Raw genomic sequence first — 23,724 nt, forward strand, 5'->3', positions numbered from 1 at the left:
CAAGTGTCGTGACACCGCCAGTCGTAAGCGCTTGGCCCCAGAGGCCTTGGGCACTAGACTGGCGGCCTTTTCACCCACCGATACCGATGCAGAGCCATGGCCGCCAAAGTCGAACCTTTCTGGATACGCAAAACCCTTGAGCACCTCGACCAGGAGGAGTGGGAATCGTTGTGCGACGGCTGTGGCCTGTGCTGCCTGCAAAAGCTCGAGGACGAAGACGACAACAGCGTCTATTACACGCGGATCGCCTGCAAACTGCTCGACCTGAAAACCTGCCAATGCACCGACTACCCCAACCGTCGTGCATCGGTGCCTGACTGCATCCAGCTCACGCCGGGTCAGGCCGACCAGTTCAAATGGTTGCCGCCCACCTGTGGTTATCGCCTGGTCAGCGAACGCAAGGACCTGCCACTGTGGCACCACCTGGTCTGCGGCGACCGCGATGCCGTGCACCACGAACGCATTTCCCAGTCCGGGCGCATGCTCAGCGAAGGCAGCGTGCCGGAGGATGACTGGGAGGACTACCTGATTTTCCGCGCGGGCTGAGAAGGAGTGTGTATGAGGGGGGCAATCAAGTTGGCAGCATCTATGGTGTTGCTGACGCTGAGCACGTCTGCATGGTGCGCAAAGAAAGTCGACCTGGATTATCACGTCAAACTCTTACCCCTGAGTGATCAGGCCGAAGTGCGGGTGAGCCTGTCCAAGGGTTCGGCGGTGCGCAGTTTGAACTTCGACCTTGGCTCCGACGGTGACTACAGCGATTTCAAGGCTGACGGCCAGTGGAGCATCACCGAACATCGCGGCCTATGGCAACCCAGCGCCGACAAAGCCAGCCTGACCTACCGCGTACGCCTCACCCATGCGCGCAAGGCCGGTATCTATGAAGCGCGGATGACGCCGAGCTGGGCGCTGTTTCGCGGTGAAGACCTGGTGCCGACCGCGCGCCTCGATCAGCAGGACGGCGTTGAATTGGTCTCACGCCTGGTCTTCGAACTGCCGGCCGGCTGGAAAAGCATCGAAACCGCCTGGCCGCGCATCGGCAAGAACACATTCCGTATCGACAACGTCTCCCGCCTGTTCGACCGGCCCACCGGCTGGATGCTCGCCGGCAACCTCGGTAGCCGCCGTGTGCGTTTGGGCGAGACGGAAGTGACCGTGGCTTCGCCCAAGGGCCAGGCCATGCGCCGGATGGATGTGTTGACGTTGCTGACATTCGTTTGGCCCCAAGTGGAAGCGGCCTTCCCGCGCCATCCGGCCAAGCTGCTGGTGGTGGGCGCCAGCGACCCGATGCGCCGTGGCGCGTTCTCGGCGCGGGACTCGATCTACCTCAACAGCCGCACGCCGCTGGTCAGCGAAAACGGCAGCAGCCCGTTGTTACGCGAAGTGGTACAGGCGATCGGGCGCTTCAATGACCACGACACCAGTGACTGGATCAGCGAAGGACTGGCCGAGTATTACGCCATTGAACTGGTGCGTCGGGCCGGTGGCATCACCGACGAGCGCTATCAGGCAATACGGGCGCGATTGGCAAAGGAAGGTAAGGGCGTGACCAGCCTGCGCGGTGAGCACGTCAGTGGCGCGACGGTGTCACGGGCGGTGGTGGTGTTGCAGGAACTGGACCGCGAGATCCGAGTGAAGACTCACAACAAACGGTCGCTGGATGACCTCGCGCAAGCGGTGATGCGGGCCAACCGCATCACCACCGCGGAGTTCGTGCAGCTGGCCGAGAGCATTATCGGCGAGCCCTCAGTGGTGCTGGATTCCAAACTGCTGCGCTGATCCTAAGCCCGCTCCCACAGTTTGATCTCCATCACATGGAAGATCAGACTGAGGTTTTAACCGCCTTCTCAGCCGCCACTTCTGCCTTGGTCTTCAAGTTCTGTAACTCTGCCCCGGCACGTTCGATCTTCGTCCGCACGGTGTTCATCTCCTGACGACCTTGTGCCAGCTTGTCCTTGAGCGAACTGTGCCCGGTAACACCCCGCACCAGCGCCACACCGCCGATCGCCACCTGAATCAAGCCGAAAATCCCGCCACGGCGCAGGCCTTTGCCCACCATCATCACGCCACCGGCCACCGAGCCGATGCGCTCCCAGCCGTGCACGTTTTGCTGCGGCTGCGTTTCAAACGGGGTGTGCTCGATGATAGGTCGCAAGGTTTTGCTGTCGCTCATGATCTGTCTCCAACGAGGGCTAGTGATAAATAGCTGACTGCCCGCAGGTGCCGGATGTTCCGAAAATATCAGTATTTGGGGCCCGAACGGGTGTTGTTGCCCTTGGCCAGGCGGTCATAGAGCACCACGTTGACGGTGGCGGCGAGGTTCATGCAGCCGGTGGTCGGGATGTAGATCACGTCTTCGCACCAGTCGCGGATCTCTTTGTCGAGGGAGCCGTCTTCCGGGCCGAAGATGTACAGCGCGCGGTCAGGGTGGGTGTATTCGGGCAGGGGGCGAGCGCCTTCCACCAGCTCCACGGCGACGGGGATGCAGCCCAGGGGCAGGATCTTTTTCAGGTCATCGATGCCGATCAGCGGAATGTCGTGGTGGACCTTCTTGGTGTCGGTGATGAAGTCCCGCGCGCGCTCGTAACGCACGCCAGTGTAAAACACCGAGGCCACGCCGTAGCAGCCGGCGGCACGCATGACCGAACCGACGTTTTCGGGGGATTTGGGGTTATACAGACCGATGCAGCTGTAGCGTTTATTGCCCACGGGGAAGGGTGCCTTGGAGGAAAACGGCGATTATACGGCCTTGGAGTGATGCCGTGGTTGGCCGATCGCCTTCGCGAGCAAGCCCGCTCTCACATTTGAATGTGTTCACAGATCAGAAGTGTGGGAGCTGGCTTGCCTGCGATGAGGCCGTTACAGCCGACGAAGGCCTTCAGTCGTCCTTCTTCATCAGACCGGCCAACGCCGCAAACGGATTATGCGTGGCCTTGGCAATCGTCGGGCTGCTGGTGGAGCCGTCGCCGAAGTATTGCTGGTCGGTATAGCGCGAGTGTTCGTTGTCGTGGCAATACAGGCACAGCAACTCCCAGTTGGAACCGTCCTGGGGATTGTCATCATGATTGTGGTTGCGGTGGTGTACGGTCAGCTCACTCAGGCGTTTGCCGGAGAACTCACGGGCGCAGCGGCCGCACACGTGGGGGTACATCTTCAAGGCTTTGTCGCGGTAGCCCATTTCCCGGTCGCGCTGGGCATCGGCAAGGATGCGATCCAGCTTGGCGGTGTGGGAGGGCGGGTTGGTCGAGCTCATCATGGCTCCTGGCTATTTGATGGTTCACGGATAGGGTTGATTCTAGCCGCTCGCGTTGCAAATAACCGCTTCACTTTATCGATAAGGATCTGAAACTCATGCGTCTGCATTCATGGACTGTTGCACTGTTGCTGTGTGGGCTCACGGCCCAAGCCCAAGCGTTCTCTACCCCTCAGCCCGGTCAGGTGATCGAGGTGACCCTGGAGCAATTGCACCCGACCCAGGCCGTGGTGGGTTTCGATCAGATCTACTACAGCCTTGGCCTGTTCGTCGATAAACCCAACAAGGTCTTCGATGAATACTGCGAAACCAACGGCCAGGGCGAGGCCGACAACGTGCCCAAGGGCGCGGACCTGCAAAAGCCGGCGAGCTTCACCTGCAAGGATCCGGTGGGCACTCATCCTGACGACATGAAAACCGTGGTAGTCGGCCCCGGCGGCCAGTTGTACCTGACCGACGGTCACCACAGCTTCACCACCTTGTGGGAAGCGCCCGGCGGCGGACCTCGCCTGAACATGTGGGTCAGGGTCACCGACGACTTCAGCAACAGCCCGACCATGGCCAACTTCTGGCAGCGCATGGAGGCCGCGCGCAAGGTCTGGCTCAAGGACAATCAGGGCCAGACCCTGCCGCCCGAGCAGTTGCCGGCGCACCTGGGCTTCAAGAACCTGCAGGACGACACCTTCCGCAGCCTGGTGTATTTCACCCGCAAGGCCGCGTATGGCAAACCTGATGCTGGCGAGATCGCGCCGGAGTTCCTGGAGTTCTATTGGGGCAACTGGCTGCGCACGCAAATTGATCTGGGCAAGTACAACCTGAACAAGAAGGCTGGCTACAAGGACGCGATAGAAGCCGTCGCCAAGCGCATGGTCAGCCTGGCCCCGGGCTCACCGGTCGGCGACAGCGGTTTCACCGCCCATCAACTGGGCGGCATGACGACGCTGGACCGCGATGAATTGGAGAAAACGTTCGACAAAAAAGTGCCGTACGTGATCGATTACCGTAATTCCCAACAATAGCGCAGATCAACAATGTGGGAGCGGGCTTGCTGGCGAATGCGGTGTTTCAGTCACTGATGTGCTGAATGACACACCGCATTCGCGAGCAAGCCCGCTCCCACATTAGACCTGCAGTGTGATCAGCCCTTGAGCTTCTCCGCAATCCAGATGGTGTGCCGTGTGCCCTTGTTGCCGTGGGCAAACACCTGCACTTCCTCGGCCTTGAAACCGGCCTTGCGCAGTTTGTCGCTGAACAGCTTGTCGGCGCTGGCTGACCACACGGCCAGCACGCCTTTGGGGCGCAGGGCCTTGGCGCAGGCGGCCAGGCCAGCGGCCGAGTAGAGCCAACTGTTGGCCTTTTGCGTGAGGCCTTCGGGGCCGTTGTCCACGTCCAGCATGATTGCGTCAAAGCCCTGGGGCTCGGCTTGCAGCACCTTGGCCACGTCTTCCATGCGGATCACCGTGCGCGGGTCCAGCAACGGTCGGCCGGATTTTTCGCCCAGCGGCCCCCGGTTCCATTCCACGACGCCCGGCACCAGTTCTGCGACGACCACTTCAGCGCTCTTGCCCAAGTGCTTGAGGGCTGACGCCAGGGTAAAGCCCATGCCCAAGCCACCAATCAATACCCGTGAGCCGGGGCGCCCAGCGACTTTGCGGCAGGGGATTTCCGCCAGCGCATCTTCAGAGCCGTGCATGCGCGTGTTCATCAACTGGCCACCGTCGCCGCCCTGGATCTTGATGACGAAATCTTCACCGTATTCGAACAGGCATAAGGCACCGCCGTTATCGGGGATCGGGGTGGTGTCCAGCAGAACGAAACGTTTCATGGGAATCTCATTGGGAAGGGCATTCTTGCGCGGTTGGGAGTAGCCTTACGATATTCCGGTCAGGCCATGGAGCCATCGATGAAGTGCAGCATTCTAACGGTCATTGTGTTGAGCGCGCTCGCCTCAGGTGCGGCGCAGGCTCAGGAGTTGCAAACCGTACCGGTCGCGCCCGCCCCAACCCCAGGCGCGCCGGGCACTCCGACGCCGACGTTATACCCGCAAGTCACCCCGCCCGCCGTGCCCAAGACCAATGGCTCGCCACCCTTGGTGCCTATCGTGCTGCCAACGCCACCCAAGGACCAGACGGTGCCGGGCCTGCAAAATGACAGCAAGCCGAAGACGCCTGGCGGTTAGATCTGTTGCGAGAGTAATTGCCCGTCGGCCATGCGCAGGCGCTTGGACAGGGCGATAGCTATCGCGCGGATGATCTTGGCGGCGACCCTGGGCGCCTCGTTGAGCATCTTTTCCAGGGAGTCCTTGCCCAGGTTCAGCAGCACGCAGTCACTGGCCGCTACGCAACTGGCGGAACGCCGCTCGCCGTCGAGTACGGCCATCTCGCCAAAGGCCCGGCCGCTGCGCAGGGTCGCGATGGTCAGGCGCTGACCTTCGTGGTTGGTTTTCTGCACCGCCACCTGGCCGCTGTGGAGGATGCACATGAAGGTGCCGGCATCGCCCTCAAGGAAAATCACTTCATCGCGGGCAATGCTGCTGATATTGAAATAGCCGGCGGCGACATGAAAGTCTTCCGGCAACAGTGGGTCGAACAGGCCGCAATCCATAAGCATGTCGCGGATTTCGGTTTGTAAAGAAGAACTCATGAGTGTCGGTAATGCCATGGCAGCAATCTTGATCCATCAATCAGTAGGCAGTCCTGTGTTCAGACAGAACCGCCCCGCTAAGTTCCTTAAACCAGCCCCAGCGCCTTGAACACAAAGCCATATTCGAGTGCTACGTCACGTAATCCCTGGTAACGACCGCTCATGCCACCGTGGCCGGCGCCCAGTTCGGTCTTGAGCAACAGAAGGTTGTCGTCGGTCTTGGTGTCGCGCAACTTGGCCACCCACTTGGCGGCTTCCCAATATTGCACGCGGCTGTCGTTGTAGCCGGCGATCACCAGCAGGTGCGGGTAGCCCTGGGCGCGAACGTTTTCGTAGGGCGCATAGGCCTTGATGCGTGCGTAGACGTCCGGTTCTTCAGGGTTGCCCCACTCGTCGTACTCGGTGATGGTCAACGGCAGTTCCGGGTCGAGCATGGTGTTGAGCACGTCGACGAAGGGCACTTCGGCAATCGCCGCCTGGAACAGCTCAGGGCGCTGATTGAGCACCGCGCCGATCAACAGGCCACCGGCACTGCCGCCGCTGATGGCCAGTTGCTTGGAGGTGGTCAGACCCTCGGCGATCAGGTGTTCGGCACAGGCGATAAAGTCACTGAACGTGTTCTGTTTGTGCGCCTGCTTGCCATTGCGGTACCAGGCTTCGCCCAACTCCCCGCCGCCACGCACGTGGGCGATGGCAAACGCCACGCCACGCTCCAGCAGGCTCAGGCGTGCGTGGGAGAACCACGGGTCCAGGCTCGAACCGTAGGCGCCATAGCCGTACAGATACAGTGGCGTGGCTTTACCCAACTGGTCGCGCTTGACCACCAGGCTGATCGGTACCTGGGTGCCATCTGCCGAGGTGGCCCATAGCCGTTGGCTCACGTAATCGTCGGCGTTGAACACGCCGAGTACCGGGGTTTCCTTGAGCACCTGTTGCGCGCCGCTGGCCAGTTCCAACTGACGAACCTGGGCCGGGCGGTTCAGGGCTTCATAGCGCAGGCGGATCTTGTCGCTGACAAACTCCAGGCTGTTCTGTACGTAGAGGCTGTAGGCGGCGTCAGGTAATTCCACGCGATAGGCCGGCAAGCCCTGTGGATGCACTTCGATCACCGGCAGGCCACCGATGCGCAGGCTCAGGGTCATGGCGTGGGTGTTGAGGCTCACGCCGTCGAGCATCACCTCGTCGCTGTGGGGGATCAGGTTCTGCCACTCAGCTTCGGTCGGCACATCGCCAATGTCGGTCGCCACGAACAGGGCGTAGTTGATGCCATCGCGGTTGCTGCGGATAAACCAGGTCCACGCGCCATTCAGCTGGCCGTGATCGACATCGTATTCGTGGTCCTCGACCCGTGGCGCCAGGCACGTAAAGTCCAGCTGCGGCTGATCGGCGTCCAGGGCCCAGACTTCGCTGGTGGTCTTGCTGCCCAGTGACAGCAGCAGCTGGCGCTCGGAGCTGGAACGGTAGCAATGCAGGAAGAAGCGTCCGTCCGGCTCATGGAACACTTCCTGCGCTGCCGTGCCGTCCAGGCGATAGCGATACAGTTTGTGCGGGCGGTGGGTGTCGTCCAGCTCGCCGAAGAACAGGGTCAGGCTGTCGTTGGCCCAGGTCATGCTGCCGTCGCAGTGTTCAAACTCCAGTTCGCTGACTTTACCGGTGGCCAATTCCTTCACGTAGAGGGTGTAGATCTCTTCACCGCTGGTATCGAGGCTGTAGGCCAGGCGCTGGTGGTCGGGGCTGATGCTGAACGCGCCAAGGGAGAAGAAGCCACCATTGGCTAGCTCGTTCGGGTCCAGCAGCAATTCTTCGCTGCTGTCATCCACCTGGTTGCTGTCGTCGGCCGGGCGACGGCAGCGGTAGTGGCGGGCGTATTCGTCACCGGCGGTGGTGCGGGTGTAATACAAATACGGGCCCCACGGCGAAGGCAACGACAGATCGGTTTCGAGAATGCGGCCCTTGATCTCCTCGAACAGGGTTTCGCGCAGCGCTGCCTGGTCGGCGAGCTGGGCTTCCTGCCAGGCGTTTTCAGCCTTGAGGTAATCGAGCACCTCAGCACTGTCGCGCACTTGCAGCCAGGCGTACGGGTCTGGGCCTTGGGCCTTGCGGGCAATCGGAGCGGTCGATACGGGCATGGGATTATTCTCTATCGGGCGGACGGTGGCAGGCATTGCAGCCGCGACACGCAAAAGCCGTTATCATAGCCGCCTGTTTGCCAACCTTGCCATGGACACCATGACCGAGAACGACTATCTGATCGCTTGGGGCCTTTACGCCTTCGCCGCTTTGGGCTGCCTGTTGGTGTGGTGGCGCATGACCCGCTGGATCTGGCGCTGGCTGCGCGAGCCGCTGCTATTGCTGATGGCGGTGCTGCTCTTCAGCCCGACCATTGTCGACCCGGTCAAGACCCAGTTCGCGCCGGCCGTGGCGATCACGGCCCTGGACCTGGTGCTCAAGGTCGGCAACAACGCCTGGCGGGCCATTTCCGATCTGTTCATGTACACCATGATCGCCTTTGGCGTGTACCTGGTGTTTGCGCTGATCCGCTGGCCCATCGAACGGGCCGCCAACGCCCGCCGTGAGCGCAAGGCCGCTGCTGATGCCGCCCTGGCCGCCGAGCCGGATCAAGATGACGATGACGTGCCTATGCGGCGTCCTGCGCCGGTGAGCGGTATGCGCGTCGAACCGCGCCTTTAACGTTGTCCGCCCTGCTGCGAGAGCCCTGGCATGTGTGAATTATTGGGCATGAGTGCCAACGTCCCCACCGATATCGTGTTCAGCTTCACCGGGCTGATGCAGCGCGGTGGGCGCACCGGTCCGCACCGTGACGGTTGGGGCATCGCCTTCTACGAAGGCCGTGGCCTGCGCCTGTTCCAGGACCCGGCCGCCAGCAGTGAATCGGAAGTCGCGCTGCTGGTGCAGCGTTACCCGATCAAAAGTGAAGTGGTGATTGGTCATATCCGCCAGGCCAACGTCGGCAAGGTCAGTTTGGCCAACACTCACCCGTTCGTTCGCGAACTGTGGGGCCGTAACTGGTGCTTTGCCCACAACGGCCAACTGGCCGACTTCACCCCACGCGCCACTTTCTACCGCCCGGTGGGCGATACCGACAGCGAAGCGGCCTTCTGCGATTTGCTCAACCGTGTGCGCGAAGCCTTCCCTGAGCCGGTGGACATTGAAGACGTCCTGCCGGACCTGATCGCCGCCTGTGCCGAATACCGCAGCAAAGGTGTGTTCAACTGCCTGCTCAGCGACGGCGACTGGCTGTTTTGCTATTGCTCGACCAAATTGGCCCAGATCACCCGTCGCGCCCCGTTTGGTCCGGCACGCTTGAAAGATGTCGACGTGATCGTCGATTTTCAGGCCGAAACCACGCCTAATGACGTGGTGACCGTGATTGCCACCGAACCTTTGACCGATAACGAAAACTGGACCCGCTACGAACCGGGCCAATGGAGCCTGTGGCGACGCGGTGAATGCGTCAGCCAGGGCATCACCGAGTAAGGATATTGACCATGTTGCTCAGTTATCTGCGGTTGGTGCTGTTTGCGATTGGCCTGTTGGTCGGCGTGCAAGTGCCGGGCTTCATCAACGACTACGCCAAGCGCGTCGAAGCTCATTTGATCGAGGCCCAGACCGGTCTCAGTGGGTTTGAGACCACTGCCCGGCAGTTCTTCAACGGTGACTTGAAGGCGTTGGTCGCGCACTACCGCGCCAGCGATGACCCGGTGTTCCAGAGTGACGCCAACAGCCTGGGCGCCATGCTGGATCGCCAGGTGGCGTTGGACAAGCAATTCCAGGCCATGCAAGGCCCGTGGTACATCCGCGCCCTGCAAGTGGCGGTGGCGGCGGACCCGGATATCCGCCAGGAAACCTGGAACGGCTACAGCTACCAGATCCTGCTCACGCCTGAGGCCATGGGCTGGGGGTTGGGCGGGGCGATGCTGTTGTCGTTTGGCATCGAATGCCTGTTCCGCCTGATCGACTGGGTCGTGCTGGGCGGCAAGCGCCTGCGCCAAAGCCGGCCGATCGAAGAGCGCGACCTGAAAGGTTTGTAAACCCTACGCAGATCCAACTGTTGGAGCGGGCTTGCTCGCGAATGCGGTAGATCAGTCACAACATCTTTGACTGACACGCCGCATTCGCGAGCAAGCCCGCTCCCACATGTTTAATCCGGTTTCCTCAGTAAGGTTGGTGTGCTCAGTACCATCCGCTCTTCACCGACTTCTTCGGCATACCGCGCCACCACCTTCTGGCACAACCCCACAATCTCCTCCACCAACTCCACCCCTACGCGCCACGACACCACCACCTGCAAGTTCGGCAGTTTCTGCGCCATCGGCAACATCACCAATTCCCCACGCGCCAGTTCTTCGCTGACCAGCACCGGCGGCAGCGCGCCTATACCGAAACCATCGCGCAGCAAGCGGGTGATGGCCGATACTGAATTCACGCAGTTCATCCGTGGCGCGGCCACGCCGTTGGCTTGCATCAGGCTGATGACGTCCTGGTGCGGGTGGGAGTTTTTCGAGTAGGTGATGATGCGTTCCTGGGCCAGTTCTGCGAGGGAGGCGTAGTCACGGTTGTAGATCGACTGGCTGGCGACGATCCAGGCCATGGGGTGGCTGGCCAATTCCAGGCTGCGTACGGTTTCGAGGCGCACCAGGTCGGTTTGCAGGATCAGGTCGAGGAAGCCTTTTTGCAGCTGATCGCTGAGGTTCAGCGCGGTATCGGCGACCAATTCGATTTCTACCAGGGGGAAGTGGTCCATCAGTTCCGCCACCAGCGGGCTGAGCCAGGTGTGGATAACCGTGTCCATCGCGCCTATCCGAATGCGCCCGACCTTGCTGCTGGTGGTCTCCAGGGACTGTTTCAGGCCCTGCATGGTCACCATCATCTGCTCGGCATAATCGAGCACTTTCAAACCCTCAGGGGTCAGGCTCACGCCGCGTGAGTCGCGTAGAAACAACTTCACCCCCAGTTCGCTTTCCAGCACCGCAATACGGCTGGAGATCGACGCCTGGGTGGTGAACAACTTCTCGGCGGTCAGGCGGAAACTCTTGAGCTTGGCTACCCAGACGAAGGTTTCGAGGAACTTCAAATTCATGGGATCAACTTTTTCTTATGCATGGATCGGTTTTTATTAGTTGGACGCCGTACCGGGCCAGCGCCAAAAATCGAGCCATTCCACGATAAGCGCCGTTGGGGTGTCAGGACAAGTTGCGAGTTCTGCGTAAATAATCCCACACTACAAAAAAATAAAGCCTACAGGAGCGACAGTCCGTGAGCCGTCTTTTACTCAATTGCGATATTGGCGAAAGCTTTGGCAACTGGACCATGGGTCTGGACGCCGAGGTCATGCCGTTCATTGATTGCGCCAACGTGGCGTGCGGTTTCCATGCCGGCGACCCGAGCATCATGCGCAAGACGGTCAGCCTGGCGTTCAAACAGGGTGTGCAAGTCGGTGCGCACCCGGCGTATCAGGACCTGCAAGGCTTTGGCCGTCGCTCGATGGCCTACACCCCTCAGGAAATCCAGGATCTGTTGCACTATCAGATCGGTGCCCTCGACGGCATCTGCCGGGCACAAGGCGGGCGTGTCAGCTACGTGAAGCCTCACGGAGCGATGTACAACGACATGATGGCCAACCCCGCACAGTTGCGTGCGGTGATGCAGGCCGTGGCCGCCTACGGCGACCTGCCACTGATGCTGCTCGCCACGCGCGACAACAGCGCGGCCCAGGCCTTGGGCGACGAATACGGTGTAACCCTGTGGTTCGAAGCCTTCGCCGACCGGGCCTACGATAACAAGGGCCACCTGGTCTCGCGCCAGTTGCCCGGCGCGGTGCACCACGATTCCGACACCATCCTGCAGCAAGCCCTGACCATTTCCCGGGGTGAACCGCTCACCGCCAGCGACGGCAGCCCGTTGGTCCTGCAGGCCAATACCTTGTGCGTACACGGCGACAACGCCAGCTCGGTCGCCGCCGTGCAACGCATCTGCGAGGCATTGAAGCCAGCATGAAGCCTCGGATTGAAGTGGTGGCCATCGACTGCCTGATGGTGCGCCTATTTGATGCCATCGCCGAAGCCAATATGCCGTGGATGCTTGCCGCCACCCAGCGCTTGCGCAGCGATTTTGGTGCGGCCTTGGTGGACCTGGTGCCGTCCTACACCACGTTGATGGTGCATTACGACCTGACGGCATTGAGCCCGGCCCAGGCGCGGGAGTTGATCGACCTGGCCCTCACCGATCTGCAGCCACAGGCCCAGGGCAGTGGCCAGTGCCATGTGCTGCCGGTGTGGTACGACCTGAGCGTCGGCCCCGAACTGACCCTGCTTAGCCAGCGCAGTGGCCTGTCGGTGGATGAAGTGATCCGCCGCCACAGTGCCCACGAATACCAGGTGTTTGCCCTCGGCTTCGCCCCTGGCTTTGCCTTTATGGGCCTGGTGGATGAAAGACTCGCCGCGCCACGTCTGAACACCCCACGCAAACGCGTGGCGGCCGGCAGTGTCGGCATCGCCGAACGGCAAACCGCCGCTTACCCGGTGGTCTCGCCGGGCGGCTGGAACCTGATAGGCCGCACCCCGGCCCGACTCTTTGACCGCGAGCGCGAGGGCTACAGCCTGATGCAGCCTGGTGACACGGTGCGCTTCGAGCCCGTCGATCACGCTCAATTCATCACATTAGGTGGCGATGACACGCCGTTGGAGGCGCAGGCATGAGCCGCTTGATCATTGAGGCCAGCACGCCGCTGTGCCTGTTGCAGGACGGCGGCCGTTTTGGCGTGCGTCACCTTGGCGTGACCCAGGGCGGAGCGCTGGACTGGGTGTCGATGTCCTGGGCCAACTGGCTGCTGGGCAATGCGCTGGACGCGCCGGTGGTGGAAATCACCCTGGGCGGTTTTACCGTGCAAGCCGACGATTATTGCCTGCTGGCCCTGGCCGGAGCGGACTTGGGCGCGTACATCGACGAACGCCCCATCAGCCCCGGCCGCAGTTTCATCCTGCAAAAGGGCCAGCGCCTGCGTTTCACCCAGCCATTCAAGGGGGCGCGGGCCTATCTGGCCGCACCGGGCGGCTTTGATGCGCCGGATGTGCTGGGCAGTTGCGCCACCGTTGTGCGCGAGGAACTGGGCGGGGTGGACGGCTTTGGCAAGGCATTGGCCGAAGGCGGGTGCTTGGCGTATTCCGGCACGGGCGGCGCAATGAAGGTTCTCAGCGATTTAACCCTGCCAACCAAAGCACCGTTGGACGTGATTGTCGGCGCACAAATCGGCCAGTTCAGTGGGCAAAGCCTGTTCGACGCATTCAACACAGAGTGGGCCCTCGACAGCCGCGCCGATCGCATGGGCATGCGTTTGTTGGGCACGCCGTTGCAGTATCAGGGGCCGTCGTTGATCTCCGAAGGCATTCCGTTGGGAGCGATCCAAGTGCCGCCGGATGGGCAGCCGATTGTGTTGCTCAATGATCGGCAGACCATCGGTGGCTACCCGCGTCTGGGGGCACTGACGCCTCTGTCGCTGGCGCGGCTGGCGCAATGCCTGCCAGGAGAGAAAGTACGCTTGACGCCAGTGGTGCAGGAGACGGCGCATCGTCAGCAACTTGAATGTCTACGCCAGTTCATTTGACCGCTGAGGCAGTGGGACACTCGCAGAGATATCCCACACTACCTGAGTCCTTTGCCGTATTGGTTTGCAAGGTGGCGCATGGAAGTCTTGAGGGTGCATTCACTATCAGGATTCAACATGCGCTACATGAAGATCTACGCACACGACGTGCTCGATAACGATGTACCCGATGTGGTCACACTTGAGTTTCACGACGACACCTGCACGCCGACGCTTGTTCATCAAGCCACGACGTTCGATATCACTGATGACGGGCAGTTGGACTGGGTGATCGCCGATGATGTGAATCAGGACGGCGTCGTCGATGCTGTCGACCGTGCACAAGCGATTGAGCTGGCCCAACTGTTTCTTGAGTTCAATTGGTTCAGTCTCGACGAACCTTTCGATAAATATTTGAAAGTATTTGCCCGAAATTTTGATGGTAATGGCGTGCCTGACACCGTGCGGCTGCATTTTCATCAAGGCGAGGGCGCACCGACCGATGAGAGTATTGCCTACACCGCGGCGATTTATGCTGATGGAAATGGCCTTGCCGGGGTTTCGATCAACCAGGACGTCAACAATGACCGTAAGGTCGACAGAAAGGACGCCGAGCTGGTCAAACAGTTTTCCGCGCTGTTCCTGAAGTGCGGCTGGATCGACGCCGGGACCGCTTGATGGCAGACCTGTAGCCGCAGCGTGCGGCTACAGGGAGCAGGCTACTTCGACAAGAAACGCATCCCTTCTTCCAACCCGCGCAGGGTCAGCGGATACATCTGATCCTCCACCAACTCCCGCACAATCCCGGTCGACGCTGTATACCCCCAAGTGTCCTTCGGATACGGGTTAATCCAGATCAGCTTCTTGTACTTGGCCATGAAGCGCTGCATCCACACATACCCCGGCTCTTCATTCCAGTGCTCGACGCTGCCGCCGGCCTGGGTGATTTCATACGGCGCCATCGACGCATCGCCGATAAAAATCACTTTGTAGTCCGCACCGTACTTGTGCAGCACGTCCTGGGTGGAGGTGCGTTCCGAAGTGCGGCGCTGGTTGTTCTTCCACACTGATTCGTACACGAAATTGTGAAAGTAGAAGTACTCCAGGTGCTTGAACTCGGTCTTGCACGCCGAGAATAGCTCTTCGCAGATCTTCACGTGGGCATCCATCGAGCCGCCGATGTCGAACAGCAACAGCAGCTTGATGGTGTTGCGCCGCTCGGGGCGCATCTGAATATTCAGCAACCCGGCATCGCGGGCGGTGTGGTCGATGGTGCCGTCGATGTCCAGCTCTTCGGCCGCACCCTGGCGTGCGAATTTGCGCAGGCGACGCAGGGCGACCTTGATGTTGCGCGTGCCCAGTTCCACCTGATCGTCGAGGTTCTTGTACTCGCGCTGGTCCCACACCTTCACGGCCTTGCCCTGACGCTTGCCGGCATCACCGACACGGATGCCTTCCGGGTTGTAGCCGCCGGAACCGAACGGGCTGGTGCCGCCGGTGCCGATCCACTTGTTGCCGCCGGCATGGCGTTCTTTCTGTTCTTCCAGGCGTTTCTTGAAGGCTTCGATCAGCTTGTCGAGGCCGCCAAGGGACTGGATCTGCGCGCGTTCTTCATCGCTCAGCGAGCGTTCGAACTCCTTGCGCAGCCAGTCTTCGGGGATCAGTGCCTGCAGGTGGTCGTCGAGTTTTTCCAGGCCGTTGAAATACGCACCGAACGCCCGGTCGAACTTGTCGAAATGCCGCTCGTCCTTGACCAATATCGCCCGGGCCAAGTAGTAAAACTCGTCCATGTCGGCGAAGGTCACGCGCTGTTTCAGCGCGTTGATCAGGTCGAGCAGCTCGCGCACCGACACCGGCACCTTGGCGGCGCGCATCTCGTTGAACAGGTTGAGCAACATCAGCGATTACCGCGACGGCTCATGAACGCCAGACGCTCCAGCAACTGTACGTCCTGCTCGTTCTTGACCAGCGCACCGGCCAGCGGCGGGATGGCTTTGGTCGGGTCGCGTTCGCGCAGCACGGCTTCGCCGATGTTGTCGGCCATCAGCAGCTTGAGCCAGTCGACCAACTCCGAGGTGGAGGGCTTTTTCTTCAGGCCCGGCACTTTGCGTACGTCGAAGAACACGTCCAGCGCTTCGCTGACGAGGTCTTTCTTGATGTCGGGGTAATGCACATCGACGATTTTTTGCAGGGTGGTGCGGTCGGGGAAGGCGATGTAGTGAAAGAAACAGCGGCGCAGGAACGCGTCCGGCAGCTCTTTTTCGTTATTGGAGGTAATGATGATGATCGGGCGTTTCTTGGCCTTGATGGTCTCGTCGATTTCGTAGACGTAGAACTCCATCTTGTCGAGTTCCTGCAGCAGGTCGTTGGGGAACTCGATGTCGGCCTTGTCGATTTCATCGATCAACAGGATCACCCGCTCTTCGGATTCGAACGCTTCCCAGAGCTTGCCCTTCTTCAGGTAATTGCGCACGTCATGCACCTTGTCCACGCCCAGCTGCGAGTCGCGCAGGCGGCTGACCGCGTCGTACTCGTACAGGCCCTGGTGGGCCTTGGTGGTGGACTTGATGTGCCAGGTGATCAGCTTGGCGCCGAAGGACTCTGCCAATTGCTCGGCGAGCATCGTCTTGCCGGTGCCAGGCTCGCCCTTGACCAGCAACGGCCGCTCCAGGGTAATGGCGGCGTTGACGGCCAGTTTCAGGTCATCGGTAGCCACATAGGCCTGGGTGCCTTCGAACTTCATCGGTGTCTCCTCGCATTCATCAATGCCCGGACTATACCGCGCAGCCCCGGCGACTGTGAACGCAGGCGGCTTATTCAGTCTCTGAATGACCAGTCACCTTCAGTCCGCCGAGGGCTTGGGTTGTTCATAGCGGGCATTGAACGCCTGGATGAACCCGTTGCGCAAAATCGCCAAAAATGCGGAAAACGCGCTGACATTTTGCTGGTGCACGCTGCCACTGAGTTCAACGCGGGTGGCAAACTGGTTTTTCGCCTGATTTTTCAACACGGTTTCGCTGGCGCCGACCACGGCCTCCCAGATCGAGCGGAAGATGTTTTTGTCTTTGTTTTCCACATCCTGTTGCCAATCGAACACTTCTACATCGCGCATCAGCGGTTTGATGTAGCCGGTCAACTGACCTTTTTCCGCCTGGGCTTCGATCACCACGTCGCCGGTGCCGGCCTTGAAGTCGAATTTGCCGTAGGCCGACGCGAAGTCATTCATGCGCTTGAGCTGCAAGTCTTTGGCGCGGAAACGGAATTCGAAATTCTCGAAATCACTCAGCGGGTCGAACGTGGCGGTCGCTTCCAGCGGTGCCTGGCCCTGAAGCAGCGCCTTGCCCTCAAAGCGGGCGTCTCGCTTGCCTTTGACGTCGACCACGTTGGTCAGGTTGTAGAAGCTCGCGTTGACGTCCGTGGCGTTGATGTTGACCGGTGGTTTGGAGTTGAAGTTGTGAAAGGCGATCTTGCCGTCTTCGATGCGCACTTCGTCGAGTGTGATGGGCGCCAGCTTGCTCAACTGCTCGCGCCAGTCGGTGCCTTTACCGGTCTGGGACGCCTGCTGGTTGGCGCCGCCGTCGACGAAGTTCACTTCAGGCTGGATAAACAGCACCTTGGCCACCACCGCATGGTCGTACCACAGTGAATGCCAGCTCACCGCCAGGTCGACCAACGGCGCCTTGACGAACGGTACGGGCACTTTACCGTCGACCTTGATGATCTCCAGGCCGTTGATCCGGTAGGCACCGCGCCACAGGGCCAGGTCCACGTCGGTCACCTGGCCACGGTAGTCGCCCATGTTGGCGAGCTTGTCATTCAAGTAGTTACGCACCAGATAGGGCAGGGCGATGCTCAAGGCGACCAGTAGCACCAGTATTCCGGCAACGGTCCATAGTGGCCAGCTGTAGCGACGTTTCATGGGGAGGTCCTCTGTCCGTATAGGAGGTGGACTGTTGCGAGGGGCGCAACGTTCCTCCGACTGGACGCTTCGCGGCACGAGGCATACCCTTGTTGCCTTCCTGAAGACTGCCCAATAGGACCCGTCATGAGCCGCATCTTTGCAGACAACGCGCACTCCATCGGTAACACGCCCCTGGTTCAGATCAACCGGATCGCACCGCGTGGCGTGACCATCCTGGCCAAGATCGAAGGGCGTAACCCAGGCTACTCGGTGAAATGCCGCATTGGCGCAAACATGATCTGGGACGCTGAAAGCACCGGCAAACTCAAACCGGGCATGACCATTGTCGAACCCACCTCCGGCAACACCGGTATTGGCCTGGCGTTTGTCGCTGCGGCCCGTGGCTATAAGTTGCTGCTGACCATGCCGGCCTCCATGAGCATCGAGCGGCGCAAGGTGCTCAAGGCCCTCGGCGCCGAATTGGTGCTGACCGAGCCGGCCAAGGGCATGAAGGGCGCGATCGAAAAAGCCGGCGAAATCGTCGCCAGCGACCCGGCCACTTACTTCATGCCGGCTCAGTTCGAAAACCCGGCCAACCCGGCCATCCATGAGAAAACCACTGGTCCGGAAATCTGGAACGACACCGACGGCGCCGTGGATGTGCTGGTAGCGGGCGTGGGCACTGGCGGCACCATCACCGGTGTTTCACGCTATATCAAGAACATCGCGGGCAAGCCGATCCTGTCGGTGGCCGTCGAGCCGATCGTATCGCCAGTGATCACCCAGGCGCTGGCCGGTGAAGAGATCAAGCCCAGCCCGCACAAGATCCAGGGTATTGGCGCCGGTTTCGTACCGAAGAACCTCGATCTGTCGATGGTCGACCGCGTGGAGCTGGTGACCGACGACGAATCCAAGGCCATGGCTCTGCGCCTGATGCAGGAAGAAGGGATTCTGTGCGGTATCTCCTGTGGCGCCGCGATGGCTGTGGCAGTGCGCCTGGCCGAGAAACCGGAGATGCAGGGCAAGACCATCGTGGTGATTCTGCCCGACTCCGGTGAGCGCTACCTGTCGAGCATGCTGTTCAGCGATTTGTTTACCGAGCAAGAAAACCAGGCTTGATTTGAGTCAGCGCCGAACACCCGGGCCTTCTGCATAATGGCCCAACTGTTTATCATGGCCGGCTGCTACGTCTGCTGTTGGCCAGGCGCTTATTTCCAGGAGTTGCTGCATGACCTTTTCTTTGGCCGCCAAGCTGTCGGTGCTGGCGTTGTTTATCGGCAGCACGTTGTATGTGCACCTGCGCGGCAAGGCGCGTTTGCCGATGTTGCGCCAGTTCGTTAACCATTCGGCGCTGTTCGCCCCCTATAACGCCCTGATGTACCTGTTTTCGGCGGTGCCGTCCAAGCCGTACCTGGACCGCAGCAAATTCCCGGAACTGGATGTGCTCAAGGACAACTGGGAAGTGATCCGCGAAGAGGCCATGCACCTGTTCGACGAGGGTTACATCCGCGCGGCCGAAAAGAACAACGACGCCGGTTTCGGCTCGTTCTTCAAGAAGGGCTGGAAGCGTTTCTACCTCAAGTGGTACGACAAACCCCTGCCATCGGCGCAGGCGCTGTGTCCGAAAACCGTGGCGTTGGTGAGCAGCATTCCTAACGTGAAAGGCGCGATGTTCGCGCTGTTGCCGGGCGGCAGCCACCTCAACCCGCACCGCGACCCGTTTGCCGGTTCCCTGCGTTATCACTTGGGCCTGTCCACGCCGAACTCCGACGCCTGTCGTATCTTTGTCGATGGCGAGGAGTACGCCTGGCGCGACGGTGACGACGTGATGTTCGACGAAACCTACGTGCACTGGGTCAAGAACGAGACCGAGCAGACCCGTGTGATTCTGTTCTGTGACATCGAGCGTCCGCTGAGCAACCGCGTGATGACCCGTATCAACCGTTGGGTCAGCAAGCAGTTGGGGCGCGCGACTGCGCCGCAGAACCTGGATGACGAGCGTGTGGGCGGGATCAACCAGGCGTATGCCTGGAGCAAGACGTTCAGCGACAAGTTCAGCGGTGTGGTCAAGCAGTGGAAGCGCAAGCATCCGAAGGCTTACCGCATTGCGCGGCCAGTGCTGGCCGTAGTGGTGCTGGTGCTGCTGTGGAAGTGGCTGTTCTGATCGGAGCGCAGTCAAACATGTGGGAGCGGGCTTGCTCGCGAATGCGGTGGATCAGTCGAAACATCTTTGACTGACATACCGCATTCGCGAGCAAGCCCGCTCCCACATTGGTTTGCAGTGTTGCTCAGGACGCGATCAGTTGGCGCAGCACGTAGTGCAGGATGCCCCCTGACTTGAAGTACTCCACTTCATTGAGCGTATCGATCCGGCACAGCACTTCGACCTTCTCGCTACTGCCATCCTCCCGCGTAATTACCAGCGTCAGGTTCATCCGTGGCACGATCTCCACGTCGGTCAGCCCAAGAATGTCGATCTTCTCCTTACCCGTCAGCTTGAGCGACTTGCGGTTCTGATCCAGCTTGAACTGCAACGGCAGCACCCCCATGCCCACTAGGTTGGAGCGGTGAATCCGCTCGAAACTCTCGGCGATCACCGCCTTGACGCCCAGCAGGTTGGTACCCTTGGCCGCCCAGTCACGGCTTGAGCCGGTGCCATATTCCTGGCCGGCCACCACCACCAGCGGCGTGCCTGAGGCCTGGTATTTCATCGAGGCGTCGTAGATTGGCATTTTCTCGCCGGTGGGGATGTACAGCGTATTGCCGCCTTCCTCACCGCCGAGCATCTCATTGCGGATACGGATGTTGGCAAAAGTGCCGCGCATCATCACTTCATGGTTGCCGCGGCGTGAACCGTAGGAGTTGAAGTCGCGCGGTTCCACGCCTTGTTCGCGCAGGTAGCGGCCGGCGGGGCTGTCGGTCTTGATGTTGCCGGCCGGGGAGATGTGGTCGGTGGTGACCGAGTCTCCCAGCAACGCCAGCACATTCGCGCCCTTGACGTCCTTGATCACCGGCAGAGGCCCGGCAATGTCGTCGAAGAACGGCGGGTGCTGGATGTAGGTGGAGTCTTTCTGCCACACGTAGGTCGCAGCTTGTGGCACTTCAATCGCTTGCCACTGCTCGTCACCGGCAAACACTTCAGCGTATTCCTTGTGGAACATGCCTGTCGTGACTTGAGCAACGGCGTCGGCGATTTCCTGGCTGGTGGGCCAGATGTCCTTGAGGTACACCGGATGACCGTGCTGATCGTTGCCCAACGGTTCGCTGCTGATATCGATGCGCACGGTGCCCGCCAAGGCGTAGGCCACCACCAGCGGCGGCGACGCCAGCCAGTTGGTTTTCACCAGCGGGTGCACGCGGCCTTCAAAGTTGCGGTTACCCGACAGCACCGAAGCCACGGCAAGATCGGCCTTCTGGATGGCTTTCTCGATCGGCTCGGGCAGCGGACCCGAGTTACCGATGCAGGTGGTGCAGCCGTAACCCACCAGGTCGAAGCCCAGCTTGTCCAGGTACTGGGTAAGGCCCGCTGCCTTGTAGTAGTCGGTGACCACTTTGGAGCCTGGGGCCAGGGAGGTTTTAACCCAAGGTTTGCGCGTCAGGCCCTTTTCCACGGCCTTTTTCGCCAGCAGCCCGGCCGCCATCATCACGCTGGGGTTGGAGGTGTTGGTGCAGGAGGTGATTGCAGCGATCACCACCGCGCCGTTTTTCAGGCGATAGGTCTGGCCGTCGTATTCATAGTCGGTTTCGCCCACCAGGTCGGCATTGCCCACGGCAACCCCGCCGCCGCCTTCGCTTTCCAGGCGGCCCTCTTCCTTGTTGGTGGGTTTGAATTGCAGGTCGAGGAAGTCGCTGAAGGCCTGCCCGACATTCGGCAGGGCGACACGGTCCTGTGGGCGTTTTGGTCCGGCCAGGCTGGCTTCGACGCTGCCCATGTCCAGGGCCAGGCTGTCGGTGAACACCGGCTCCTGGCCGGCGTTGCGCCACAGGCCTTGGGCCTTGGTGTAAGCCTCGACCAGCTTGACGGTTTCGGTTGGACGGCCGGAAAGGCGCAAGTAGTCCAGCGTCACCTCGTCCACCGGGAAAAAGCCGCAGGTGGCGCCATATTCCGGGGCCATGTTGGCGATGGTGGCGCGGTCGGCCAAGGGCAGGTCGGCCAGGCCGTCGCCATAGAATTCGACGAATTTACCCACGACGCCTTTTTTGCGCAGCATCTGGGTCACGGTCAGCACCAAGTCAGTGGCGGTGATGCCTTCCTTCAATTTGCCCGTGAGCTTGAAGCCGATCACTTCCGGGATCAGCATCGACACCGGTTGGCCAAGCATCGCCGCTTCTGCCTCGATCCCGCCCACGCCCCAGCCGAGTACGCCGAGGCCGTTGATCATGGTGGTGTGGGAATCGGTGCCGACCAGGGTGTCTGGGAAGGCGTAGGTGCGACCGTCCTCGTCTTTGGTCCAGACCGTGCGGCCGAGGTATTCGAGGTTGACCTGGTGGCAAATGCCCGTGCCCGGTGGCACCACGCTGAAGTTGTCAAAGGCGCTCTGGCCCCAGCGCAGGAAGGCGTAGCGTTCGCCGTTGCGCTGCATTTCGATGTCGACGTTCTGCTCGAAAGCGCCGGTGGTGCCAAACTTGTCGACCATCACCGAGTGGTCAATCACCAGGTCTACGGGGGACAGCGGGTTGATGCGCTGCGGGTCGCCCCCGGCCTTGGCCACGGCGGCGCGCATGGCGGCCAGGTCGACCACGGCGGGTACGCCGGTAAAGTCTTGCATCAATACGCGGGCGGGGCGGTACTGGATCTCACGGTCGGACTGGCGTTCCTTGAGCCAGGCGGCAATGGCCTTGAGGTCGGCGCCGGTGACAGTCTTGTTGTCTTCCCAGCGCAGCAGGTTTTCCAGCAGCACCTTGAGTGACATCGGCAGCTTGTCCAGGTCACCCAGGCTCTTGGCGGCTTCGGGCAGGCTGAAGTAGTGGTAGGTTTTACTGTCTATTTCAAGGGTCTTAAGGGTTCTCAGGCTATCAAGCGATGACATGACACGACTCCTTATGGTCCGCACGGCTACGGACCTGACGGGACGAACAGAGCTATCAACTTAGCCCTGTTTTCATTAGCAGGCTAATAACTGGACTCTATCGTTAAGTCCAAGGTTCCGAACTCGGCTATCATGCGCGCGTTTTCATGACAGGACTTGCGCTACAGCAAGTCCAGTTGCCAGGAGATTCAATGAACACCCTTTTTATGCACTGCCGCCCGGGTTTTGAAGGCGAAGTCTGTTCCGAGATCGCGGAGCACGCCGCGCGCCTGAACGTTTCCGGCTACGCCAAGGCCAAGACCGGCAGCGCCTGCGCCGAATTTGTCTGCACCGAAGAAGACGGCGCCCAGCGCCTGATGCACGGCCAGCGTTTTGCCGAGCTGATCTTTCCACGGCAGTGGGCGCGCGGAGTGTTTATCGACCTGCCGGAAACCGACCGGATCAGCGTGATCCTCGCCCACCTGCGCGAATTCCCGGTGTGTGGCAGCCTGTGGCTGGAGATGGTCGACACCAACGACGGCAAGGAACTGTCGAACTTCTGCAAAAAATTCGAAGTGCACCTGCGCAAAGCCCTGTTGAACGCCGGCAAACTGGTGGACGACCCGAGCAAACCGCGCCTGCTGCTGACCTTCAAGAGCGGCCGCGAAGTGTTCATGGGCCTGGCCGAATCGAACAACTCGGCGATGTGGCCGATGGGCATCCCGCGCCTCAAGTTCCCCCGTGAAGCGCCGAGCCGTTCCACCCTCAAGCTGGAAGAGGCCTGGCACCACTTCATCCCCCGCGACCAGTGGGACGAGCGTCTGCACGGCGACATGACCGGTGTCGACCTCGGCGCAGCGCCCGGCGGCTGGACCTGGCAACTGGTCAACCGCGGCATGCTGGTGACGGCCATCGACAACGGGCCGATGGCTGAAAGCCTGATGGACACTGGTCTGGTGCAGCATTTGATGGCCGACGGTTTTACCTTCGTCCCCAAGCAGCCGGTGGACTGGATGGTCTGCGATATCGTCGAAAAGCCGGCGCGTAACGCGGCGTTGCTCGAAACCTGGATCGGCGAGGGGTATTGCCGCGAGGCGGTGGTGAACCTGAAGCTGCCGATGAAGCAGCGCTACGCCGAGGTGAAGCGCCTGCTGGAGCGTATCGAAGACGGCTTCAAGGCACGCGGCATCCGCGTGGAGATCGGCTGCAAGCAGCTGTACCACGACCGTGAGGAAGTGACCTGCCATTTGCGTCGGTTGGTGGATGTGAAGAAAACCAAGGCCCGCTGAGCCCTTGAGGTGATCACAGGGTCCAT

General features: G+C 60.7%; 25 protein-coding genes. 14 read left to right on the top strand and 11 right to left on the bottom strand.

Going from position 1 to position 23,724, the window contains the following annotated elements; genetic code table 11:
- Positions 1 to 96: 96 nt before the first annotated feature.
- Positions 97 to 546 carry a YcgN family cysteine cluster protein gene (locus tag AB4N92_RS19615; RefSeq protein WP_003172524.1) on the top strand — a complete coding sequence of 150 codons (450 nt, stop codon included), beginning with the start codon at positions 97 to 99 and terminating at the stop codon, positions 544 to 546.
- Positions 547 to 558: 12 nt separating this feature from the next.
- The gene (locus tag AB4N92_RS19620; RefSeq protein ID WP_236267004.1) at positions 559 to 1,779 is read left to right on the top strand and encodes a hypothetical protein; all 1,221 of its coding nucleotides are present in this window, start codon (positions 559 to 561) and stop codon (positions 1,777 to 1,779) included.
- Positions 1,780 to 1,822: 43 nt separating this feature from the next.
- Here AB4N92_RS19620 and AB4N92_RS19625 read toward each other — a convergent pair whose 3' ends face one another.
- The 3 genes from AB4N92_RS19625 to AB4N92_RS19635 form a co-directional block, all read right to left on the bottom strand.
- A complete protein-coding gene (locus AB4N92_RS19625; RefSeq protein ID WP_021491006.1) occupies positions 1,823 to 2,173 on the bottom strand; it encodes a YgaP family membrane protein in 351 nt (116 codons plus the stop codon).
- A gap of 68 nt (positions 2,174 to 2,241) precedes the next feature.
- Positions 2,242 to 2,709 (bottom strand): RNA methyltransferase, encoded by a 468-nt coding sequence (locus tag AB4N92_RS19630; RefSeq protein WP_010212123.1) that lies wholly within the window; start codon positions 2,707 to 2,709, stop codon positions 2,242 to 2,244.
- 169 nt (positions 2,710 to 2,878) lie between these two features.
- A complete protein-coding gene (locus AB4N92_RS19635) occupies positions 2,879 to 3,253 on the bottom strand; it encodes a YajD family HNH nuclease (protein ID WP_010212122.1) in 375 nt (124 codons plus the stop codon).
- Positions 3,254 to 3,351: 98 nt separating this feature from the next.
- On the opposite strand from AB4N92_RS19635, the gene AB4N92_RS19640 reads away from it, so the two are divergent.
- Positions 3,352 to 4,272, top strand: a complete 921-nt coding sequence (locus AB4N92_RS19640; protein WP_042570732.1) for a ParB/Srx family N-terminal domain-containing protein — start codon at positions 3,352 to 3,354, stop codon at positions 4,270 to 4,272.
- A gap of 119 nt (positions 4,273 to 4,391) precedes the next feature.
- Here AB4N92_RS19640 and AB4N92_RS19645 read toward each other — a convergent pair whose 3' ends face one another.
- Positions 4,392 to 5,078 (bottom strand): spermine/spermidine synthase domain-containing protein, encoded by a 687-nt coding sequence (locus AB4N92_RS19645; protein ID WP_010212120.1) that lies wholly within the window; start codon positions 5,076 to 5,078, stop codon positions 4,392 to 4,394.
- Between the two features lie 78 nt (positions 5,079 to 5,156).
- Between AB4N92_RS19645 and AB4N92_RS19650 the strand changes: the two genes are divergently transcribed.
- Entirely contained in the window at positions 5,157 to 5,432 is a 276-nt protein-coding gene (locus tag AB4N92_RS19650; protein ID WP_010212119.1) for a hypothetical protein, read from the top strand.
- On the opposite strand, the gene AB4N92_RS19655 is transcribed toward AB4N92_RS19650, so the two are convergent.
- The gene (locus AB4N92_RS19655; RefSeq protein WP_021491003.1) at positions 5,429 to 5,914 is read right to left on the bottom strand and encodes a cyclic nucleotide-binding domain-containing protein; all 486 of its coding nucleotides are present in this window, start codon (positions 5,912 to 5,914) and stop codon (positions 5,429 to 5,431) included. The two genes, AB4N92_RS19650 and AB4N92_RS19655, sit on opposite strands and share 4 nt — an antisense overlap.
- Before the next feature lie 68 nt (positions 5,915 to 5,982).
- Positions 5,983 to 8,025: a S9 family peptidase gene (locus tag AB4N92_RS19660; protein WP_021491002.1), complete on the bottom strand. Its 2,043-nt coding sequence runs from the start codon at positions 8,023 to 8,025 to the stop codon at positions 5,983 to 5,985.
- A 25-nt stretch (positions 8,026 to 8,050) separates the two neighbouring features.
- Between AB4N92_RS19660 and AB4N92_RS19665 the strand changes: the two genes are divergently transcribed.
- From AB4N92_RS19665 to AB4N92_RS19675, 3 genes are read left to right on the top strand one after another with little or no spacing between them, the layout of a single operon-like run.
- The gene (locus AB4N92_RS19665; RefSeq protein WP_010212114.1) at positions 8,051 to 8,587 is read left to right on the top strand and encodes a hypothetical protein; all 537 of its coding nucleotides are present in this window, start codon (positions 8,051 to 8,053) and stop codon (positions 8,585 to 8,587) included.
- Between the two features lie 30 nt (positions 8,588 to 8,617).
- On the top strand, positions 8,618 to 9,394 hold the full coding sequence (locus tag AB4N92_RS19670) for a class II glutamine amidotransferase (protein ID WP_010212112.1): 777 nt from the start codon (positions 8,618 to 8,620) through the stop codon (positions 9,392 to 9,394).
- An 11-nt stretch (positions 9,395 to 9,405) separates the two neighbouring features.
- Positions 9,406 to 9,948: a DUF2937 family protein gene (locus AB4N92_RS19675; RefSeq protein WP_010212110.1), complete on the top strand. Its 543-nt coding sequence runs from the start codon at positions 9,406 to 9,408 to the stop codon at positions 9,946 to 9,948.
- 110 nt (positions 9,949 to 10,058) lie between these two features.
- Here the strand turns inward: AB4N92_RS19675 and AB4N92_RS19680 are convergent, their stop codons facing one another.
- The gene (locus AB4N92_RS19680; RefSeq protein ID WP_010212109.1) at positions 10,059 to 10,997 is read right to left on the bottom strand and encodes a LysR family transcriptional regulator; all 939 of its coding nucleotides are present in this window, start codon (positions 10,995 to 10,997) and stop codon (positions 10,059 to 10,061) included.
- Between the two features lie 176 nt (positions 10,998 to 11,173).
- Here AB4N92_RS19680 and AB4N92_RS19685 point away from each other — a divergent pair, with 176 nt between their 5' ends.
- The 4 genes from AB4N92_RS19685 to AB4N92_RS19700 all read left to right on the top strand — a co-directional run bounded on the left by AB4N92_RS19685 (position 11,174) and on the right by AB4N92_RS19700 (position 14,177).
- Positions 11,174 to 11,914, top strand: a complete 741-nt coding sequence (locus tag AB4N92_RS19685; RefSeq protein WP_010212107.1) for a 5-oxoprolinase subunit PxpA — start codon at positions 11,174 to 11,176, stop codon at positions 11,912 to 11,914.
- Positions 11,911 to 12,615 (top strand): 5-oxoprolinase subunit PxpB, encoded by a 705-nt coding sequence (gene pxpB / locus AB4N92_RS19690; protein ID WP_010212105.1) that lies wholly within the window; start codon positions 11,911 to 11,913, stop codon positions 12,613 to 12,615. The genes AB4N92_RS19685 and pxpB overlap by 4 nt, the downstream gene beginning before the upstream one ends.
- Positions 12,612 to 13,520 (top strand): 5-oxoprolinase subunit C family protein, encoded by a 909-nt coding sequence (locus tag AB4N92_RS19695; RefSeq protein ID WP_010212104.1) that lies wholly within the window; start codon positions 12,612 to 12,614, stop codon positions 13,518 to 13,520. The genes pxpB and AB4N92_RS19695 overlap by 4 nt, the downstream gene beginning before the upstream one ends.
- 117 nt (positions 13,521 to 13,637) lie before the next feature.
- Complete coding sequence (locus AB4N92_RS19700; RefSeq protein ID WP_236267006.1) at positions 13,638 to 14,177, top strand: hypothetical protein; 540 nt, start codon at positions 13,638 to 13,640, stop codon at positions 14,175 to 14,177.
- A gap of 41 nt (positions 14,178 to 14,218) precedes the next feature.
- Here AB4N92_RS19700 and AB4N92_RS19705 read toward each other — a convergent pair whose 3' ends face one another.
- The 3 genes from AB4N92_RS19705 to AB4N92_RS19715 form a co-directional block, all read right to left on the bottom strand.
- Positions 14,219 to 15,397, bottom strand: a complete 1,179-nt coding sequence (locus AB4N92_RS19705; protein ID WP_010212101.1) for a vWA domain-containing protein — start codon at positions 15,395 to 15,397, stop codon at positions 14,219 to 14,221.
- The gene (locus tag AB4N92_RS19710) at positions 15,397 to 16,242 is read right to left on the bottom strand and encodes an AAA family ATPase (protein ID WP_003210690.1); all 846 of its coding nucleotides are present in this window, start codon (positions 16,240 to 16,242) and stop codon (positions 15,397 to 15,399) included. Before AB4N92_RS19710 ends, AB4N92_RS19705 begins: the two co-directional genes overlap by 1 nt.
- A 99-nt stretch (positions 16,243 to 16,341) precedes the next feature.
- Positions 16,342 to 17,418, bottom strand: a complete 1,077-nt coding sequence (locus AB4N92_RS19715) for a DUF748 domain-containing protein (RefSeq protein ID WP_010212099.1) — start codon at positions 17,416 to 17,418, stop codon at positions 16,342 to 16,344.
- A gap of 126 nt (positions 17,419 to 17,544) precedes the next feature.
- On the opposite strand from AB4N92_RS19715, the gene cysK reads away from it, so the two are divergent.
- Both cysK and AB4N92_RS19725 read left to right on the top strand, forming a co-directional pair.
- Positions 17,545 to 18,519: a cysteine synthase A gene (gene cysK / locus AB4N92_RS19720; RefSeq protein ID WP_010212098.1), complete on the top strand. Its 975-nt coding sequence runs from the start codon at positions 17,545 to 17,547 to the stop codon at positions 18,517 to 18,519.
- Positions 18,520 to 18,628: 109 nt separating this feature from the next.
- Positions 18,629 to 19,564 (top strand): aspartyl/asparaginyl beta-hydroxylase domain-containing protein, encoded by a 936-nt coding sequence (locus AB4N92_RS19725; protein ID WP_021490998.1) that lies wholly within the window; start codon positions 18,629 to 18,631, stop codon positions 19,562 to 19,564.
- 124 nt (positions 19,565 to 19,688) lie between these two features.
- Here the strand turns inward: AB4N92_RS19725 and acnA are convergent, their stop codons facing one another.
- Positions 19,689 to 22,430 carry an aconitate hydratase AcnA gene (gene acnA / locus AB4N92_RS19730; protein WP_010212095.1) on the bottom strand — a complete coding sequence of 914 codons (2,742 nt, stop codon included), beginning with the start codon at positions 22,428 to 22,430 and terminating at the stop codon, positions 19,689 to 19,691.
- A 191-nt stretch (positions 22,431 to 22,621) separates the two neighbouring features.
- Here acnA and rlmM point away from each other — a divergent pair, with 191 nt between their 5' ends.
- Positions 22,622 to 23,698 (top strand): 23S rRNA (cytidine(2498)-2'-O)-methyltransferase RlmM, encoded by a 1,077-nt coding sequence (gene rlmM / locus AB4N92_RS19735; RefSeq protein ID WP_021490997.1) that lies wholly within the window; start codon positions 22,622 to 22,624, stop codon positions 23,696 to 23,698.
- The last annotated feature ends 26 nt before the right edge of the window (positions 23,699 to 23,724 follow it).

Source organism: Pseudomonas sp. S3_A09, from assembly GCF_054668065.1.

Bases quoted from the DNA above. Each gene is read 5' to 3' on its own strand.
- AB4N92_RS19615 (WP_003172524.1), top strand. From the start codon at position 97: ATGGCCGCCAAAGTCGAACCTTTCTGGATACGCAAAACCCTTGAGCAC.
- AB4N92_RS19620 (WP_236267004.1), top strand. From the start codon at position 559: ATGAGGGGGGCAATCAAGTTGGCAGCATCTATGGTGTTGCTGACGCTG.
- AB4N92_RS19625 (WP_021491006.1), bottom strand. From the start codon at position 2,173: ATGAGCGACAGCAAAACCTTGCGACCTATCATCGAGCACACCCCGTTT.
- AB4N92_RS19635 (WP_010212122.1), bottom strand. From the start codon at position 3,253: ATGAGCTCGACCAACCCGCCCTCCCACACCGCCAAGCTGGATCGCATC.
- AB4N92_RS19640 (WP_042570732.1), top strand. From the start codon at position 3,352: ATGCGTCTGCATTCATGGACTGTTGCACTGTTGCTGTGTGGGCTCACG.
- AB4N92_RS19645 (WP_010212120.1), bottom strand. From the start codon at position 5,078: ATGAAACGTTTCGTTCTGCTGGACACCACCCCGATCCCCGATAACGGC.
- AB4N92_RS19650 (WP_010212119.1), top strand. From the start codon at position 5,157: ATGAAGTGCAGCATTCTAACGGTCATTGTGTTGAGCGCGCTCGCCTCA.
- AB4N92_RS19655 (WP_021491003.1), bottom strand. From the start codon at position 5,914: ATGGCATTACCGACACTCATGAGTTCTTCTTTACAAACCGAAATCCGC.
- AB4N92_RS19660 (WP_021491002.1), bottom strand. From the start codon at position 8,025: ATGCCCGTATCGACCGCTCCGATTGCCCGCAAGGCCCAAGGCCCAGAC.
- AB4N92_RS19670 (WP_010212112.1), top strand. From the start codon at position 8,618: ATGTGTGAATTATTGGGCATGAGTGCCAACGTCCCCACCGATATCGTG.
- AB4N92_RS19675 (WP_010212110.1), top strand. From the start codon at position 9,406: ATGTTGCTCAGTTATCTGCGGTTGGTGCTGTTTGCGATTGGCCTGTTG.
- AB4N92_RS19680 (WP_010212109.1), bottom strand. From the start codon at position 10,997: ATGAATTTGAAGTTCCTCGAAACCTTCGTCTGGGTAGCCAAGCTCAAG.
- pxpB (WP_010212105.1), top strand. From the start codon at position 11,911: ATGAAGCCTCGGATTGAAGTGGTGGCCATCGACTGCCTGATGGTGCGC.
- AB4N92_RS19695 (WP_010212104.1), top strand. From the start codon at position 12,612: ATGAGCCGCTTGATCATTGAGGCCAGCACGCCGCTGTGCCTGTTGCAG.
- AB4N92_RS19700 (WP_236267006.1), top strand. From the start codon at position 13,638: ATGCGCTACATGAAGATCTACGCACACGACGTGCTCGATAACGATGTA.
- AB4N92_RS19705 (WP_010212101.1), bottom strand. From the start codon at position 15,397: ATGTTGCTCAACCTGTTCAACGAGATGCGCGCCGCCAAGGTGCCGGTG.
- AB4N92_RS19710 (WP_003210690.1), bottom strand. From the start codon at position 16,242: ATGAAGTTCGAAGGCACCCAGGCCTATGTGGCTACCGATGACCTGAAA.
- AB4N92_RS19715 (WP_010212099.1), bottom strand. From the start codon at position 17,418: ATGAAACGTCGCTACAGCTGGCCACTATGGACCGTTGCCGGAATACTG.
- cysK (WP_010212098.1), top strand. From the start codon at position 17,545: ATGAGCCGCATCTTTGCAGACAACGCGCACTCCATCGGTAACACGCCC.
- AB4N92_RS19725 (WP_021490998.1), top strand. From the start codon at position 18,629: ATGACCTTTTCTTTGGCCGCCAAGCTGTCGGTGCTGGCGTTGTTTATC.
- acnA (WP_010212095.1), bottom strand. From the start codon at position 22,430: ATGTCATCGCTTGATAGCCTGAGAACCCTTAAGACCCTTGAAATAGAC.
- rlmM (WP_021490997.1), top strand. From the start codon at position 22,622: ATGAACACCCTTTTTATGCACTGCCGCCCGGGTTTTGAAGGCGAAGTC.